Origin of the sequence: Paenibacillus sp. FSL P4-0081 (genome assembly GCF_000758565.1) — a bacterium.
Taxonomy (GTDB): Bacteria; Bacillota; Bacilli; order Paenibacillales; family Paenibacillaceae; genus Paenibacillus_AQ; species Paenibacillus_AQ phytohabitans.
Map to the genome: position 1 here is coordinate 7718830 of NZ_CP009280.1, position 17444 is coordinate 7736273.

11 protein-coding genes, 1 tRNA gene and 1 rRNA gene are annotated in these 17444 nt (G+C 53.3%); 3 read left to right on the top strand and 10 right to left on the bottom strand.

Annotation, left to right across the window (positions count from 1 at the left end):
• Positions 1-300: 300 nt before the first annotated feature.
• Together P40081_RS32970 and P40081_RS32975 are read right to left on the bottom strand one after the other, a co-directional pair.
• Positions 301-376 (bottom strand) — tRNA-Ala (locus P40081_RS32970).
• Positions 377-478: 102 nt separating this feature from the next.
• A 16S ribosomal RNA gene (locus P40081_RS32975) occupies positions 479-2036 on the bottom strand.
• A 401-nt stretch (positions 2037-2437) separates the two neighbouring features.
• On the opposite strand from P40081_RS32975, the gene P40081_RS32980 reads away from it, so the two are divergent.
• The gene (locus tag P40081_RS32980; protein WP_042140148.1) at positions 2438-3688 is read left to right on the top strand and encodes an MFS transporter; all 1251 of its coding nucleotides are present in this window, start codon (positions 2438-2440) and stop codon (positions 3686-3688) included.
• Positions 3689-3698: 10 nt separating this feature from the next.
• Here the strand turns inward: P40081_RS32980 and P40081_RS32985 are convergent, their stop codons facing one another.
• The 4 genes from P40081_RS32985 to P40081_RS33000 form a co-directional block, all read right to left on the bottom strand.
• Positions 3699-5540, bottom strand: a complete 1842-nt coding sequence (locus P40081_RS32985; RefSeq protein WP_231575238.1) for a transglycosylase domain-containing protein — start codon at positions 5538-5540, stop codon at positions 3699-3701.
• A complete protein-coding gene (locus P40081_RS32990; RefSeq protein ID WP_042140150.1) occupies positions 5537-6160 on the bottom strand; it encodes a hypothetical protein in 624 nt (207 codons plus the stop codon). The genes P40081_RS32985 and P40081_RS32990 overlap by 4 nt, the downstream gene beginning before the upstream one ends.
• 104 nt (positions 6161-6264) lie before the next feature.
• Positions 6265-7371, bottom strand: a complete 1107-nt coding sequence (locus P40081_RS32995) for a sensor histidine kinase (protein ID WP_052422126.1) — start codon at positions 7369-7371, stop codon at positions 6265-6267.
• An 18-nt stretch (positions 7372-7389) separates the two neighbouring features.
• On the bottom strand, positions 7390-8097 hold the full coding sequence (locus tag P40081_RS33000; RefSeq protein WP_042140151.1) for a response regulator transcription factor: 708 nt from the start codon (positions 8095-8097) through the stop codon (positions 7390-7392).
• A 177-nt stretch (positions 8098-8274) separates the two neighbouring features.
• Here P40081_RS33000 and P40081_RS33005 point away from each other — a divergent pair, with 177 nt between their 5' ends.
• Entirely contained in the window at positions 8275-9549 is a 1275-nt protein-coding gene (locus tag P40081_RS33005; RefSeq protein ID WP_042140152.1) for a molybdopterin-dependent oxidoreductase, read from the top strand.
• Between the two features lie 193 nt (positions 9550-9742).
• Positions 9743-11014, top strand: coding sequence for an alkaline phosphatase (locus P40081_RS33010; RefSeq protein ID WP_042140153.1), 1272 nt, complete (start codon positions 9743-9745; stop codon positions 11012-11014).
• Positions 11015-11095: 81 nt separating this feature from the next.
• On the opposite strand, the gene ligA is transcribed toward P40081_RS33010, so the two are convergent.
• The 4 genes from ligA to P40081_RS33030 all read right to left on the bottom strand — a co-directional run bounded on the left by ligA (position 11096) and on the right by P40081_RS33030 (position 17387).
• Positions 11096-13108, bottom strand: coding sequence for an NAD-dependent DNA ligase LigA (gene ligA, locus P40081_RS33015; protein ID WP_042140154.1), 2013 nt, complete (start codon positions 13106-13108; stop codon positions 11096-11098).
• A gap of 76 nt (positions 13109-13184) precedes the next feature.
• A complete protein-coding gene (gene pcrA, locus P40081_RS33020) occupies positions 13185-15548 on the bottom strand; it encodes a DNA helicase PcrA (RefSeq protein ID WP_042140155.1) in 2364 nt (787 codons plus the stop codon).
• A gap of 36 nt (positions 15549-15584) precedes the next feature.
• Positions 15585-16301, bottom strand: a complete 717-nt coding sequence (locus tag P40081_RS33025; protein WP_042141728.1) for a heptaprenylglyceryl phosphate synthase — start codon at positions 16299-16301, stop codon at positions 15585-15587.
• Between the two features lie 219 nt (positions 16302-16520).
• Positions 16521-17387 carry a phosphatidylinositol-specific phospholipase C/glycerophosphodiester phosphodiesterase family protein gene (locus tag P40081_RS33030; protein WP_042140156.1) on the bottom strand — a complete coding sequence of 289 codons (867 nt, stop codon included), beginning with the start codon at positions 17385-17387 and terminating at the stop codon, positions 16521-16523.
• Positions 17388-17444: the final 57 nt, after the last annotated feature.

Consider the following 17444-nt stretch of genomic DNA (forward strand, 5'->3'; position numbering starts at 1 on the left):
TCACTCCGGTGTTTCGCTTGCTTGCTCATCTTGTTTTGAATGCCGCTCATGGATTGCTCCATTCACTAACACATTCAAAGCCAAAGGTCGCTGCACAATCGAAAACCTTCGTTCTGCACTAATAACTATTTCAACTTGCTTACACAAGTTTCAGCTAAAAGATGTTCTAAAACGCAAATTCGTTTCGGTATCCAGTTTTCAAGGATCAAGGTGCTGTAATCACGGGACAAACACGGTTGTGTTGTTCGAAATTACAGAAGATATTAAAGTTTCTAGACATAACAAATTGATGAAGTTTGTTGGTGGAGCCAAGCGGGATCGAACCGCTGACCTCCTGCTTGCAAGGCAGGCGCTCTCCCAGCTGAGCTATGGCCCCGCAAATTCCATCAAAACCGAACAAATGGATACGCGTTAAGTATCTTTTGGAAGTAATACTTCCGATTTGAATGTTTCCGTTGCAGGAAACGATTCTCCATAGAAAGGAGGTGATCCAGCCGCACCTTCCGATACGGCTACCTTGTTACGACTTCACCCCAATCATCTACCCCACCTTCGGCGGCTGGCTCCCTTGCGGGTTACCCCACCGACTTCGGGTGTTGTAAACTCTCGTGGTGTGACGGGCGGTGTGTACAAGACCCGGGAACGTATTCACCGCGGCATGCTGATCCGCGATTACTAGCAATTCCGACTTCATGCAGGCGAGTTGCAGCCTGCAATCCGAACTGAGACCGGCTTTGCTGGGATTGGCTCCACCTCGCGGTTTCGCTTCCCGTTGTACCGGCCATTGTAGTACGTGTGTAGCCCAGGTCATAAGGGGCATGATGATTTGACGTCATCCCCACCTTCCTCCGGTTTGTCACCGGCAGTCACTCTAGAGTGCCCAGCTTCACCTGCTGGCAACTAAAGTCAAGGGTTGCGCTCGTTGCGGGACTTAACCCAACATCTCACGACACGAGCTGACGACAACCATGCACCACCTGTCTCCGATGCTCCGAAGAGGGGCACTATCTCTAATGCTTTCATCGGGATGTCAAGACCTGGTAAGGTTCTTCGCGTTGCTTCGAATTAAACCACATACTCCACTGCTTGTGCGGGTCCCCGTCAATTCCTTTGAGTTTCAGTCTTGCGACCGTACTCCCCAGGCGGAGTGCTTACTGTGTTAACTTCGGCACCAAGGGTATCGAAACCCCTAACACCTAGCACTCATCGTTTACGGCGTGGACTACCAGGGTATCTAATCCTGTTTGCTCCCCACGCTTTCGCGCCTCAGCGTCAGTTACAGCCCAGAAAGTCGCCTTCGCCACTGGTGTTCCTCCACATATCTACGCATTTCACCGCTACACGTGGAATTCCACTTTCCTCTTCTGTACTCAAGTCACCCAGTTTCCAGTGCGACCCCAGGTTGAGCCCAAGGTTTAAACACCAGACTTAAATGACCGCCTGCGCGCGCTTTACGCCCAATAATTCCGGACAACGCTTGCCCCCTACGTATTACCGCGGCTGCTGGCACGTAGTTAGCCGGGGCTTTCTTCTCAGGTACCGTCACTCCGGTAGCAGTTACTCTACCGGACGTTCTTCCCTGGCAACAGAGCTTTACGATCCGAAAACCTTCATCACTCACGCGGCATTGCTCCGTCAGGCTTTCGCCCATTGCGGAAGATTCCCTACTGCTGCCTCCCGTAGGAGTCTGGGCCGTGTCTCAGTCCCAGTGTGGCCGTTCACCCTCTCAGGTCGGCTACGCATCGTCGCCTTGGTGGGCCGTTACCCCACCAACTAGCTAATGCGCCGCAGGCCCATCCCCAAGCGGCAGATTGCTCCGCCTTTCATTCTCTCTTCAGGAGAGGAAAGAAATTATCCGGTATTAGCTACCGTTTCCGGTAGTTATCCCAGTCTTGAGGGCAGGTTGCCTACGTGTTACTCACCCGTCCGCCGCTAAGTAAGAATGGAAGCAAGCTTCCATTCAAACTCCGCTCGACTTGCATGTATTAGGCATGCCGCCAGCGTTCGTCCTGAGCCAGGATCAAACTCTCCAAATTGTATTTAGAAAGAGCGATTGCTCATTTTGAAACTGACGATTCATTAAATGAATCTTGTAAAAATTAACGCGTTCCATTTGTTCAGTTTTCAAAGAACTTGCTCCCGGCATTTCAACATTATGTATCTTGCACAGGAATTAGATCATATCATGTTTCTATATTTCATGTCAACTTTTTTTCCTTCGCCGCTTGTTTCAGCGTCGATGTCTCATAAGCACAAGAGATAATATATCATGCCGCCCAGATGTTTGCAAGCCTTTTTTATAAATAAAACCAGGAACGCATAATTACGCTCTATACCGCACAAATTGATTCCCATAATACATCGCTTATGGCTACAATAGGATTTATCTTCATCTTATAGATGCTCTTGCTAATTCCCGTCTCTGAAAGGAGTCCAAATGTCCAACAAGTCAATACCCGCTGCTCCTGCCACCGCTATTGAGGAATCCCGCAATTTGCAGCAGGCAACTATTTACCGGATTTTACTCGCAGTCAGTTTTGTTCATCTGTTCAATGATTCCATCCAGGCGCTTATTCCGGCGATGTTTCCTGTACTGAAGGATAACATGCTGCTCTCTTATGCCCAGATTGGCTGGATTGCGTTCGCGCTTAACCTCACCTCCTCGGTGATTCAGCCCATTATCGGCTTTGCCGCTGACCGCAAACCCCGCCCAATTCTGCTTCCTCTGGGGATGTGCTGCACTTTTGCCGGCGTCTTCTTACTCGCTTTTGCCGGGAACTACGTACTTGTCATCGTATCCGTGATGCTCGTGGGCTTTGGTTCAGCCGCCTTTCATCCGGAAGGCATGCGTGTAGCCCATATGGCCGCCGGTCAACGGAAGGGGCTGTCGCAATCTATTTTTCAGGTGGGCGGCAACGCCGGTCAGTCCTTGGGTCCGCTTCTGATGAAATGGGTATTCATTCCTTTCGGGCAGATGGGGGCTCTCGGGTTCACCGTAATCGCCGCTGCCGGGATCGCCGTCCAGACTTATGTGGCCCGCTGGTACCGGGAAATGCTTGATTCCGGGTATACTTTTCGCAAAAAATCAGTGTCCCGCTCCATTGACCCCGCCCGCAGCAAACGTATTCTGATTACAACGGTCATTCTGGTCTTCATTGTGTTCGTGCGATCCTGGTACGGCGCCTCCATCGGCGGCTATTATGCCTTCTACTTAATGGACAAATACGGAATGACACTTGATGATGCCCAGATCTATATTTTCATGTACCTCGCGACTGGTGCAGTCGGGACGTTCTTCGGGGGTCCGCTCGCCGACCGTTTCGGCCGCCGTAATCTCATCCTGGTCTCGATGATCGGGACGGTGCCGTTTGCGCTGGCTCTGCCTTTTGTGAATCAGTTCTGGGCGGCAGTGCTGCTGATCATCTCCGGGTTCATCCTATTATCCAGTTTCTCCGTAACTGTGATCTACGCGCAGATGCTGTATCCCGGCAATATCGGTACGGTCTCAGGTCTGATTACCGGACTTGCCTTCGGTCTTGGCGGTATAGGATCTGTCGTGATCGGACATTTAATTGATACGATCGGAATTGCGACGGTGTTCGTGGCATGCGGATTTCTCCCCCTGCTTGGTCTGCTTGCACTGCTTCTGCCCGGTGACAGGAGGCTTGAGGAATGGGCGGCTGAGTAAACAAATCTATTCAAAGCTTTGAGAGAACCCTGGAGAATAAAGCAGCCGCCAGCCCGCTTCCGGCAGTTATATAGTTGTCAGGGTCGGAGCGGTCAAAGCCCATCCATACCGCCGCTGTCCATCTAGGGGTATAACCGACGAACCATAAATCCCGGTTGGCCTTGCCGGGGACTCCCGGCAGATCCAGCTGTGTGGTTCCTGTCTTGCCGGCCACTGTAACGTTCATACGCGCCCGTCTGCCCGTTCCTTCACTCACCGCCTGACGGAGCATCCCGGTCATATCCGCTGCGGTGCGCGCCGAAATGACCTGCTGCGGCGCAGAGACATGCGCGTACACCTCCCGGCCCTGCGCATCCCTGATGCTGCGCACCAGATATGCCTTATTAAGAATGCCTCCGTTCGCAAAGACGGTGTAAGCCTGGGCCATCGTAAGCGGAGAGACGCCGCTGTGCAGACCTCCAAGGGCAATAGCCAGATGATTGTCCTCTGCCGCGAGTTTCACCCCCAGCCTGGCGGCAAAGCTGCGGGCATAGCTGACCCCCACCTGCTGCAGCAGCCATACCGCAGGGGCATTGATGGACTGCTGCAGGGCTACCCTCATGCTCACCTGCCCACGATATACTCCGTTCAGATTGGCGGGACTGTAGCTGCCATAGGCTGTTTTGACGTCAGGCAGGAGACTGTCCGGCGTATATTTGCCGCTCTCCAGCGCCGGCCCATAATCTATAATGGGCTTGAGCGCGGAGCCTGGCTGCCGGGAAGGGATTACAGCTCTGTTCAGATCGCCTGTACTCGGGTTTCGCCCGCCTAACAGCGCGGCCACTTCACCAGTCCGCTGGTCGATGATGACCATGGCTGCTTCGGCTCTCTGGTCTTTTCCATCCGGAGGGAACGCATCCTCCTGAGAGAATATGTGTTCCATGGCCCGCTGCGCCCCGATATTCATTCCCGTCACGAGAGTGTACCCGCCTGTGCGCAGCTCCTTTTGGGATAACCCGGTCTGCTGCATCGCTTCCTGAAGTGCCGCATCCATATAGGACGCCCCGACAACCTCAGTCTTAGCCATAACTGGAGGCTGATAGGTGCTGTTCATTGCCGCCGTCATCTGATCCGTTGTTATCAGCTTGTGCTGCTGCATAATCCTCAGGACAAGATTCCGTCTGCTTGCTGACCGTTCAAGGTTGTCTGCCGGATTGTAAATGGACGGGCCTTTAGGAATAGCTGCCAGCGTCGCGATCTGCCCAATCCCCAGTTGCTTCAGGTCAGATATGCCAAAATAACGCTCCGCTGCAGACTTTACCCCATATTGCCCTTGCCCCATATAAATTTGGTTGAGATACAGCTGCAGAATCTCATCCTTCGATAACCGCCTCTCCAGCGCCAGCGCTATCGAAGCCTCATTCAGCTTGCGCAGCAGATTCTGCCCCCGGTTCAGATACAATCCCCGTGCCAACTGCTGGGTGATGCTGCTTCCGCCTTCGGATACCCCCATCCGTACCGTATTGTTCACCAATGCGCGGGCTATTCCCTGGTAGTCCAGACCCTCATGGCTGTAAAAACGGCGGTCCTCGACAGCAATAAAAGTATCTATGAGCAGCTGCGGCATCTCTCCAAGTCCGGCATTGGTCCGATAGCCTGTTTCAGGCAGCGGTATTCTCCGCAACACAGTTCCGTCTGAGGCCATAATGACGCTCGATTCCGGTAAAATCAGTTTCTCCGGATAACGGTCCAGCATCAGCCCCCCATACTGAAAAATATAGATAAGTCCTGCCAGCATCGGTATGGTTAGGATGACCGCCAGATCAAAACCGGCATAGCAAATACGCAGCAGTTGCTTCCGTCCTGTTCTCATACCTGCCGTATCCATCTCTCCAGAGTCTTCTCCAGTCCCTGCGCCTCGAGCCTGGCAATCTCCAGCTGCTGCAGAACCGCACCCGGTATGCTGCAGCCCGCCTCCCCTGACTCCGCTTCTGCCTGTCCCAGCATGCGGATCAGCGTTCGTGTCCGCAGAATAAGCGCCATGGACTCCTGCGGGTCCGGCGCCGGTATTTGTATGGCGGAGGCCGCCGCCGGCCGCAACCCGGCCTGCTGAATCCGGCGCAGACTGGCGGCCAGCCGGCCGAATTCCCCGCCGGATTGCACCTCAAGGTCCGCAAGCTCACAGGAGCCGCGGGCCGCCAGCTGCTCTGCGGCGCGCAGCAGCGCCGTGGTATCGTTGGCTGCTTTTTGCGAACGGAGCAGGAACAGCCCTGCACATACAGCGGTGAACATCATGACAGCCGCCGGTCTTGCGCCGATATGATTCATTATCCAATGCGTGAAACGGACAAACAGCGCCGCCGAATCAGGCGTATACCGGGAGTAGAGCATAGCAAACAGCCCCCGCATAGCCAGAAGCAGCCCTGCACTAAGCAGGGCGCTACCGCAGAACATGTAGAGGTAAAGTGAGCGTATCGTGTGTATTTTTGACATCAGCCAATTCCTCCTGCCTTCCCGGGTTTCATCCCCATAGCACAAGGATATCGGCTAAATCTTAAGAATTACCGCTGCCACTTCTTAAGAAACGCTGAAGATTGTTAAGAAGTCACCGGAAACCGGGTAATAAAGTCCGTCCGGGAACTGCTGCTGCGGGCCGTGATCTCTCCATGATGCCGTTCCACAACCCCCTTGGCAATCGCCAGCCCCAACCCCGATCCCCCGGTGACCTGCGATCTGGAGCGCTCCGCCCGGTAGAACCGTTCAAAAATATGCGGGAGATCCCCTTCCGCGATCATCTCGCCGAAATTACTGATCCGCACGAGCGCATCGTCTCCTTCACGGCTCAGCCCGATCTCCAGCCGCTTCCCGTCCTTGCCGTACCGGATCGCATTGGCAATCAGATTCTCGTAAGCGCGCACCAGTTCATAAGGAGCCGCTTCAATCCACAGCGATTCGGTATCATCGTACAATTCATAAGTCATGCCTGCACGGGCCAGAGCCGGAACGGATTCTTCCGCAAGCTGGCGCATAAAGGCCTTGAGATCGAGCCGTTCCAGCACAAGCGGCAGTCTGCTGCTGTTAACCCGTGTGTATTCAAACAGGTCGTCAATCAGTTTGCGCAGCACTAATGCTTTCTGATAGGCAATCCCTACGTAGTAGCGTATCTCCGTCTCTTCCCGGCAGCGGTCCTGCTCAATATACTCCAAGAAGCCAAGCACCGATGTCAGCGGGGTGCGAAGATCATGCGATACGCCGGTAATCAGCTCGTTTTTGGACTCAACAGCCTTGCGCTCTTCCAGCAGCGAACGCTGCAGCCGCTCAGACATAATGTTGATGTTCTCCGCAAGCACCCCCAGCTCGTCCGCCGTACGAACCTCGATCCGGTGCGATTCATCAAGCTTCGTAATCTGCTGGATACCTCTGGTGATCTCTTCGAGGTAGGAGACGATTTTACGCGTGTAGATGAAGAAGAAGATCAGGAAGCTGGCGATCCCGACAGCAGTCATCAGCGGCGCCGAACCGATATGGTTGATAATCCATTTCAGAATACGAGAGTACGGTGCGGAGGGCTCCGCCGGATTCAGATAGATCATGGAATTGACCAGCCGATAGCCACCCAAAAGCAGCACTGCCCCCGACATAATACTCAGCACAAAGGCCCAGATGAACTTCCAGCGGATGGTACTGATATATTTGGTATTCACTACGTTTCACCTCAGCTTTCAGGACGGATGATCCAGCTTGTAGCCAATGCCCCACACGGTCTGCACATAACGGGGCTGCTTGGCGTCCAGCTCGATTTTGTCACGGAGATTGCGGACATGCACCATCACGGTGTTGCCCCCATCCAGAAAAGGCTCATTCCACACCTTCAGGTAAATCTGCTCCATACTGAGCACCTGTCCCTGATGCCGCGCCAGCAGTTCCAGGATAGAAAACTCGCGGGGCGTCAGCTTTACCTTGCGGTTGTCCACGCTCACCTCATGCCGAAGCGTATCTATCAGCAAATCTTCAAAGACCAGTTCATGCTCATTCGTTCTGGCAGGAGCGTCCCGATTCAATTTATGGTAACGGCGCAGCTGCGATTTGACCCGCGCCACAAGCTCCAGCGGATTAAACGGCTTGCCTACATAATCGTCTGCCCCGATGCTGAGTCCAAGAATTTTGTCCATATCCGCATTCTTGGCGGAGAGCATAATAATCGGCATGTTCCGTTCCTCACGGATCTTCATGCAGGCGGCAATCCCGTCCATGCGGGGCATCATCACATCGAGTATAATGAGATCCACCTCCTCTTTGCCAAGGCACTCCAGCGCCTCCATTCCGTCAAAAGCCTTAAGCAGCCGGTATCCCTCATTACTAAGATAGATATCCAGCAGCTCCACAATCTCCACTTCATCATCCACCAGCAGAATCGTTTCTTGGTTCACGGGTACTTGATCCTTTCCAGAGCTCTTTCCATTAGTCTATAAGATAAAGTTCAGGAAAGGCAACCACTCTGTCCAGCCTGGCTGGGGAACATTATTCAACAGGCTTTTTTTGCGGTACAATTAGTTTAAACTTGAATTATCTATTGTCAGGCTGGAAGCTCCGAAGGAGGTAGGCAATTGAAGAATATACTTACGAAAATCCGCAAAGGGTATGGTAAAAAGCTAGTATCCATTCACATGTGGAATGCCTGGCTGGTCTTGTTCCTCGCGCTCAGCGGCCTGATGCTGGTGGGCGGTTTCTGGAGGGAGATGCTGGGCGAAGGCAGAGTGTGGCTGAAATGGGGCCATATTGTGTTTGGACTGGCGCTGCTGATCCCTGTCGTCTATTATCTGCTGCTGGCTGCGAAGCATTGGAAGCGATTGAAGGGCAAAACGGGTCAAAAGGCTAATGTCATCTTCGTGCTCACTCTTCTGATCGGCTGGCTGGTCTCCGGAGTTGTCCTGTGGCAATTCAGACTTGCCGGGCCCAGAGCGGCTAACAGTGCGCTGTTCGTTCATGATCTGCTGACCTGGGTAGGACTCCCGGTGATCATCTACCATTCCGTTACCCGGGTTAAATGGCTGAAGGAGCCTAAGAAGCGCTCTATCATAGCGGAGACGTTACCTGTAGAGAGTAATACTGAACCTACTGTACGGCCACGACCCGCAGCTTCGTCAGAAGCTCAACCTATGTACACACGCCGAGGTTTCATCAAAGTAGCTGTAGGAGCAGGTCTCGCCGTAACGCTCGGCCCAACCTTTGTACGCTGGATCGGCAAATCCCTGCAGCTTCCGGGTACAGCCGATTATGCGGCCTCCAATGCCAATGCCCTGATTCCCGATCCGGTTCCGCTGGCGGAATCAGCCCCTCCCATCGGCGGGGGAGCCGAAGGCAGCTTTCGTGTATACACCGTCACTGACATTCCCGCCTTCGATAACTCCAACTGGTCTTTTACAATCGACGGTCTGGTGGACAAAAAGTTCACCTGGAGCTGGGAAGAATTCGTCAAGCTGCAGCGCGAGGTGCAGGTCAGTGATTTTCACTGTGTAACCGGCTGGTCGGTCTATAAAAACACATGGGAGGGTCTTCCACTCTATAAGCTGCTGGATATGGCCGGTGTGCAGGATGAAGCTGTCACGGTCAAGCTCTACTCGGGAGACGGTGTCTACACGGACTCTCTAACGCTGGCTCAAGCGCGGATGGAGGATATCATGGTGGCTGTAATGCATGACGGCAAACCTATCCCTAATCAGCTCGGAGGGCCTGTACGCCTGGTTACTCCGCAAATGTATGCCTACAAGTCAGTTAAATGGCTGAACCGCATCGAATTGATCGCAGGTGATCATGTCGGCTACTGGGAACAGCGCGGGTATGACATTGATGCCTGGCTGCCTAACGCCAAGCGGGTATAACTTCTCCATTCTACTCTATATATGCTGTAACTTAAGGCTACTCTTAATCTCTCGCTTCCCTTGTTCAGGGACGGGAGATTTTTATTTTATAGAAACAGCCTCATCTTTACATTAAATGTATATTTGAGTAACACTCTCTTAATGAATGCTCTCTAGTATAAGGGAGTAAACCAAAGATTATAGGAGGGTAAATATGAAATCAGCTAAAAAGTATGGAGTGAAGACCGCTTTTGCCGCAACTGCAGCCGCTGCGCTGCTCGTCTCAGGTGTAGTCACCACAGGATCTTCAAGCAATCAGGCCGACGCGGCAACCTCCAAAACCAAAAATGTAATTCTATTCGTCGGCGACGGCATGGGGACTGCTCAGCGTAATGCCATCCGGTTAGCCACTGTAGGTGAAAAAGGCAACCTTGCTATGGACTCGATGCCATACGTCGGCCTGATTCATACAAGCTCCACGGTTCCGGTAACGGACTCTGCGGCATCCGCAACAGCCTACGCAAGCGGTGTGAAGACTTATAACGGGGCCATCGGCATGGATGCCGACAAGAAATCGGTTGCGACTCTTATGGAATATGCCAAAAAAGCGGGTAAGTCCACCGGAGTGGTGACGACGAGCCAGGTTACTGACGCTACAGGAGCTGCTTTTGGCGCACATGTGGAAGACCGTTCCAAGCAGAGCGATATCGCACTCCAGCTGCTGACCAAGAGCAGGGTAGATGTGCTACTCGGCGGAGGGGAGGATTTCTGGTATCCGGCCGGACAGCCCGGCAAATTCCCGGACGAGCCTGCTGAAGATCCTTCCGAGAAGAGCAAGGGAACCCAGGGGAATCTGGTAGAAAAAGCGAAACAACTGGGCTACAGCTATGTCTCCACTAAGACTGATCTGCAGAAGGCTAAGGGCAGCAAGCTGCTGGGGCTTTTCGCCAATGAAGAAATGTTCCAGCAGAATGAAGAAGGCAAAGGGGATATCTATAAGCCTGTAGTCTCCCTGGCTGAGATGACGAAGAAAGCGATCGATACGCTGGACGCCAACTCCAAAGGATTCTTCCTGATGGTTGAAGAAGAAGGCACGGACGAGTTCGCCCACAAAAACAACGCCAAAATGACGATCAAATCCGGCCAGGAGCTGGACAAATCCGTTCAGGTGGCTAAAGACTATGCGAAGAAAAACCCTGACACCCTGGTACTTGTACTGGCTGACCATGAAACGGGCGGATTCTCGATTGAAGCGGTGGATGCAGAGGATGAGAGCGGAGATGCTATTTCTCAGGAAGATGGCCCTTTCGCTATTGCCAACTCCAAGCTTAACTTTGTAGTCGACTGGACGACTTCGGGACATACTGCTGTTGATATTCCGGTTACGGCTATGGGCAAGAACGCTCAGCTATTCACTGGCGTCTATGAGAACACTCTTATATTTGATAAGCTTCTGCAGTCGATGGGGCTGAACGCGGCGAAATAATGCAGGCATAGTCTATATTTGAGATAAAAAAAGTCCCGGTGTCGTTCGCTAAGTGCGAGGACCCCGGGATTTTGTGTATGCTTAGCTTTCCAGAAGCCGAATCAGTTCGTCTTCATCTTCAATGACCTGAATGCCGAGTTGCTGCGCTTTGGCCAGCTTACTGCCTGCCTTCTCACCGGCAATGACCAGATCGGTCTTCTTGGAGACACTGCCGGACACCTTAGCTCCGAGAGCCTCCAGACGCTCAGCCGCTTCCTCGCGGGTCATTTTCTGCAGGGAACCGGTCAGGACAACGGTTTTGCCGCTAAAGAAAGTATTGGTACTGACTACACGCGGAGCTTCGGGTGCCTTAGCCTCTACACCCAGCGCCAGCATACGGTTAATGCTTACAACCACGAACGGGTCGGCAAAATAATTCACGATGCTCTCAGCCACAATCCCGCCGATATCCGGCAGACCGGCCAGCTCCTCCGCCGTAGCGGACATTACAGCGTCCAGACTGCGGTAGTGGTCAGCCAGCATTCGGGTGGTTGCTTTTCCGGTATTCGGGATACCGAGGGCATATAAGAAGGAGGCGAGGTCCCGCCCTTTGCTCTCTTCCAGTGCTTGGAGCAGATTATCCGCCTTCTTCTCCCCGAAACGGTCCAGCTTCACGAGCTGCTCGAAGGTCAATTCATAGAGATCGGCCGGCTCACGTACACTAAGCTCTTCATGCAGCTGAGCAGCCGTCTTCTCACTGAATGTCTCAATGTCCATGGCATCTCTAGAGGCAAAATGCGTAATCCGGCTGACAATCTGCGGCTTGCAGTCCAGCTTGTTATTACAGAACAGATGTGCACCGCGCATCTCCAGCGGGAAGCCGCAGGCCGGACAATTCTCAGGGAAAATAATCTCCCCGCCGTCACTCTCTTCGGTCACCTTGCCCAGAATCTCCGGGATTACATCATTGGAGCGGCGGATGAAAACCCGTGTGCCCAGTGCAAACTTCAGATTCTTCCGTTCAATGTCGCCCACGTTGTTAAGTGTGCAATTCTGCACCGTAACACCGGCAAGCTCCACAGCCTCTACGCGCGCCAGCGGAGTTACTTTGCCTGTACGGCCTACGTTCCAGCTGACCGACTCCAGAATCGTCGTGGTTTCTTCCGCCTCGAATTTATAGGCAACCGCCCAGCGGGGAAACTTATCCGTATAGCCCAGCGCTTCGCGGATCCGGAAATCTGTCACCTTGATGACTGCCCCGTCAATCAGATAATCGAGGCCGGAACGGCTCTCTTCGATCTCAGCCAGCTGCTCGGTAACGTCATCGAAATTACTGAAGTAATTGAGATACGGGTTGACCTTGAACCGGTTGCTGCGCAGGAAATCCATCATTTCCTGATGATCGGCAAACTGTACGCCCTCCGAGTACCCCACATTATAAAAGAAGGCATTCAGTCTGCGGTCCGCAGTCATCTTAGGATTCAGGTTGCGCAGCGCACCGGCTGCACCGTTGCGCGCATTCTTGAGCGGCTCCGCCGCACGTGTATTATAGTCAGCCAGTACAGACAGGTTCATGATCCCCTCGCCCTGCACTTCGATCAGGCCTTCCTTGAACGGGATGTTCAAAGGAACGGATTTGATCGTCTTCACCTGGGCAAGGATACCTTCGCCTGTTACGCCGTTGCCCCGTGTTGCCGCCTGGACAAGTACGCCGTCACGGTAGGTCAGGTTCAGCGTTAAGCCGTCAAACTTCAGCTCCACCGCATAACACGGGTCAGGCAGAGGATTCTCCGGATTCTTGGTGTTGTAGTCATTCACCAGCTTCAGCACACGGGCGTTCCAGGTGCGCAGCTGTTCAATATTCTGCGCCTTGTCGAGACTCCACAGTGGTGCCAGATGGCGGTGTGGCGTGAAGCCCTTCAGCAGTTCCCCGCCCACCCGCTGTGTTGGAGAATGCGGCAGTACAATTCCGCTCTCCGCTTCCAGCGCCACCAGCTTGTCATAGAGCGCATCATATTCCTTGTCGCTGATCTGCGGCGCATCCATTGTATAGTAATGATAGTTATATTGATTCAGCTCGGCTACGAGCTCTTCCATCGTGAACATAATATCCATCCGGCACATCCCTCCGTCAAATAGGTTTCCTACGGTTAGCGTGATCCAAAAACACAATCGTTAATCGCAGCTTGCTTTATTCAACTTTGGTGATCGGTGCAAAGCCGGCCAGCAGCCGCTTCACGCCCACCGGCGCCGGGAAGGCAATCTGCAGCTCCGTATCGTTGCCGCTGCCCTTCACGGCCACAACGGTGCCTATGCCCCATTTGCCGTGGGAGACCTTGTCGCCCGCCTTGAAGCCGGCGGACGCTGCGGCCCCTGCTCCCGGAGCGCTCTGCGCGCCTCCGGTCGTCACTACGACACGGCCCGCGCCCGGCACCGCGCTCGCCGAGCTGCCGCTGCCGAAGCTGGCGGCCCCGCCGCCTGCCGGCGCATTCCCGGCAGCAGCGGTGCGGCTGCCGAAGTTCCCGCGGCTGCCTCCGCCTCCGCCGAAGCCGCGGCCGCCATAAGCACCGCCAACCTCCGCGCCTCCGCGCCGGAAGCGGTCCGATTCCTTCACGGTGTCTTCCTTCAGCTCCTCCGGAATCTCCTCCAGGAAGCGGGACGGCGCATTCGCGGTCGTCCGCCCGAACAGCGTGCGCATCCGTGCACAGCTGAGGAACAGCTGCTTCTCCGCACGGGTAATGCCCACATACGCCAACCGGCGTTCTTCTTCCAGTTCGTCATTGTCCTGGAAGGCACGGCTGTGCGGGAACACGCCCTCTTCCATCCCGATGATGAACACGGTCGGGAACTCCAGGCCCTTCGCGCTGTGCATCGTCATCAGCACAACCGCATCGCTGCGCTCTTCTTCGTCATTCACGCTGTCAATGTCGGCGATCAGCGCCAGATCCGTCAGGAAGGAGACCAGCGACTTATCCTCGTTGTTCTTCTCGAATTCCATCGTTACGGACAGGAATTCATCGATATTTTCCAGACGGGAACGGGATTCAAGAGTATTCTCATTCTGCAGCTCCAGTCGGTACTGGGACAGTTCAAGAATCTTCTCTGTCAGCTCGGTCACCGAGAGGAATTCCACCATGCGGTGCAGGGCTTCGATCATATCATAGAACTCCACCAGCGTATTGCGCGTCCGGCCGGCAAAGCCCAGATCATCCACCGTCTGCAGCGCACGGAAGATTGATACTCCCTGGGAAGCTGCTGCTGCCGCCAATTTACCGACAGTCGTATCCCCGAGGCCACGCTTGGGAACATTGATAATCCGCGTCAGGCTGATATCATCATCGGGATTGGAGAGCAGGCGCAGATACGCCAGCAGATCCTTGATTTCTTTGCGGTCGTAGAACTTGATCCCGCCGACGATCTGATAAGGGATATCCGATTTGATCAGAATTTCTTCTATTACACGTGACTGGGCGTTCGTACGGTACAGAATCGCATGATTCTGGTAGGCCTGGCCCTGCTTCACATTCTTGCTGATCTCACCGGTGACGAAGTATCCCTCATCATGCTCGGAGTCGCCGCGGAACACCTTAATCTTCGCGCCTTCGTCCGAATCGGTCCACAGCTTCTTCGGCTTGCGTCCGGTATTGAGTGCGATAACACCATTGGCTGCGTTCAGAATATTGGAGGTTGAACGGTAATTCTGCTCCAGCAGAATGGTTTTGGCTTCCGGATAGTCTTCTTCGAAATTAAGGATGTTCGAAATATCCGCCCCGCGCCAGCGGTAGATCGACTGGTCACTGTCCCCGACTACGCAGATCCGGTGATGACCCTCGGCCAGCATCTTGCAGAGCATATACTGCGCCCGGTTCGTATCCTGATACTCATCGACATGAATGTATTTGAACTTCTTCTGGTAGAAATCCAATACCTCAGGAACTTCCTTGAACAATTGGATCGTCTTCATGATGAGGTCATCAAAATCCAGTGAGTTATTGCTTCTCAGCCGTTGCTGGTACTTGGTATACACTTTGGCCACAAGGCCTTCGAAATAATCGCCGATCTTCTGCTCATACTGCGCCGGTGTAATCAGCTCATTCTTGTTCGTACTGATCACAGCCTGAATGGCCTTCGGCTCGAATTTCTTGGTATCAATGTCCAGATCCTTCATACAATTGCGGATAACGGATAACTGGTCCGTCGAATCCAGAATGGAGAAGTTCGAAGTGAAGCCGATTCGCTCAATATCCTTCCGCAGGATCCGCACACACATCGAGTGGAAGGTGGATACCCAAATATCCCGGCCCTCCGTCCCTACCAGCTTGGAGACACGATCCTGCATCTCCCGGGCGGCCTTGTTCGTAAAAGTAATCGCCAGAATCGCCCAAGGCGGTGCCTTGCGGTTCGCAATCAGCCAGGCGATCCGGTGGGTAAGCACGCGGGTCTTACCGCTGCCCGCTCCGGCCATGATCAATAAAGGCCCTTCGGTAGCTTCTACAGCCTGACGCTGCGGGGGGTTTAGCCGGCTTACGGCGTCTTGTATGTTAACAAGTTGCATGTGTGACATGCTCCTTTCTGAATATAAGCTTGAAATTTATAAGTTCTCCCGGTCCAGCTGCTGCGTATTTCTCACTGCCTGAACGGTCAGCAGCGCCTGCTCCACATCATAATAAATAATATTGCCGACCACTACTGTATCACATAGAGCAGCTGCCTGCATGGCTTCTTCCTCACCTGTAATACCGCCTCCATAAAAAAGCTGGCTGTGCTCGACCATTGCCCTGACCTCACGCACAGTCTCCATATCTCCAAACCTTCCGCTGTACTCCAGATAAACGACAGGCAGATTCATCAGCTTGTCCGCAATCTGCGCATAAGCCGCTGCCCCGTCTGCGCTAAGCGAGTGGTCTGCCCCTGTAAGCCGCGCTACGGATGAATCGCCATTGAGCACAATATAGCCCTCTGTCAGCAGCAATTCCCATGGAATCAGACTGCCGAACCGTTCAATTGCCCGGCGGTGATGGCCAAGAATCCATGAAGTATCGGCAGTGTTGAGCACCATGGGAATCATATACAGATCAAATCCGGGCACAGCGGCTTCGAGATCCGACACCTCCAGGGCACAAGGCAGATCATACTGCCGGATTCTCGAGAGAAGACTCACCGTATTCTCATAAGTCACGCCAGTGGAGCCGCCTACCAGTATCGCATCGGTTCCCGAGAGACAGACAGCCGCAAGTTCCCTATCAGCAAGCTCCCGGTCCGGGTCCAGCTTGAACACATGCCGCCACGGCTTGATCATTTGCCGCATTCCATTCATTATCGTCCATCCTCAATGTTCATCTAAGTAAATACTCTATTTCCCAGTATTTCAAAACAACAAATATACTCCTGCACATGCAAAAGCCGTATCTCTAGTCTAAGTCAGTACGAAGGCGGGTGTCAATTTAAAGCGAACAAAAATGCGAACATTTTTTCGCATTTTTAGAGTATAAGCTTTTTGATGTACAGAAGCCTGCACGTTCAACTACTAGCGGACACCCTTGACCCTGCTTAAGTCGTCCTCAGAGACAAAATCGGTATAGAATCCGTCCACTCCCATTCGGGACAGCTCCGAAATTTCCTTCTCGTCATTCACTGTATGCACATAGACTCTTGCCCCGGCATTCTTCAGCTTCCGCACGAAACTCTTGGTAGCTCTTACCGTCGGCATGGTGATATCCACTCCGGTTTGACTGGCGAAATCAATGACCCCTTCATCACTATCCTGCGTCTGATATAGCGTAAAGATCACTTCAGGAAAAGCGTACACCCGGTTCACCACATCCAGCATATCCCGGCTGTAAATCTGCGGAACAATCCGCTGCAGCAGGGCAGGGTCCCTCTTCTCGGCCGCTTCCACAATCAGCTGAAATTGTTTCGTTACAAGTTCCGGTTCGAGCTCTTTCGTGTCCGTTACAATGTAGGCATCCGGGTAGATCACCATCAAGTCCATGATCTTATCAATATCCAGCGGGGAGTAGAGTTCAAGAATCGGGCTGCTCATGACATCCGCATAGTTGAGTACGATCCCTTGCTTCGCGGCAGGAAGAACACCCTGCTGGCCCAGAAGCTTGCTCATATTAGCGGTCCATTCATGGCGGGCCACCAGCTTGTCATCACTTGTCAGCAGCAGGTCTGCCTCAAAAACCCGGGTTCCCTGCTCATAGTTAGCGATAAAAGCATCCAGCGTATTCGTATACGTATAGTTATGAATCCCTCCCATAGCATGAGCTACAACTCTATGGGCTGCAAAGCCGGTAGCCGGCTGTTTCTCTTTTCCCCCAAGTGTGAGTACAAGCAGGAGTACAATAGCTCCGATCATAATGACGGAGGCGATAATCTTTTTTCTATCCATGATGGCAGGTTCCTTTGCAAGTGTTAGAGTAGTTGGCCTGAAAACAAGAAGAAACGG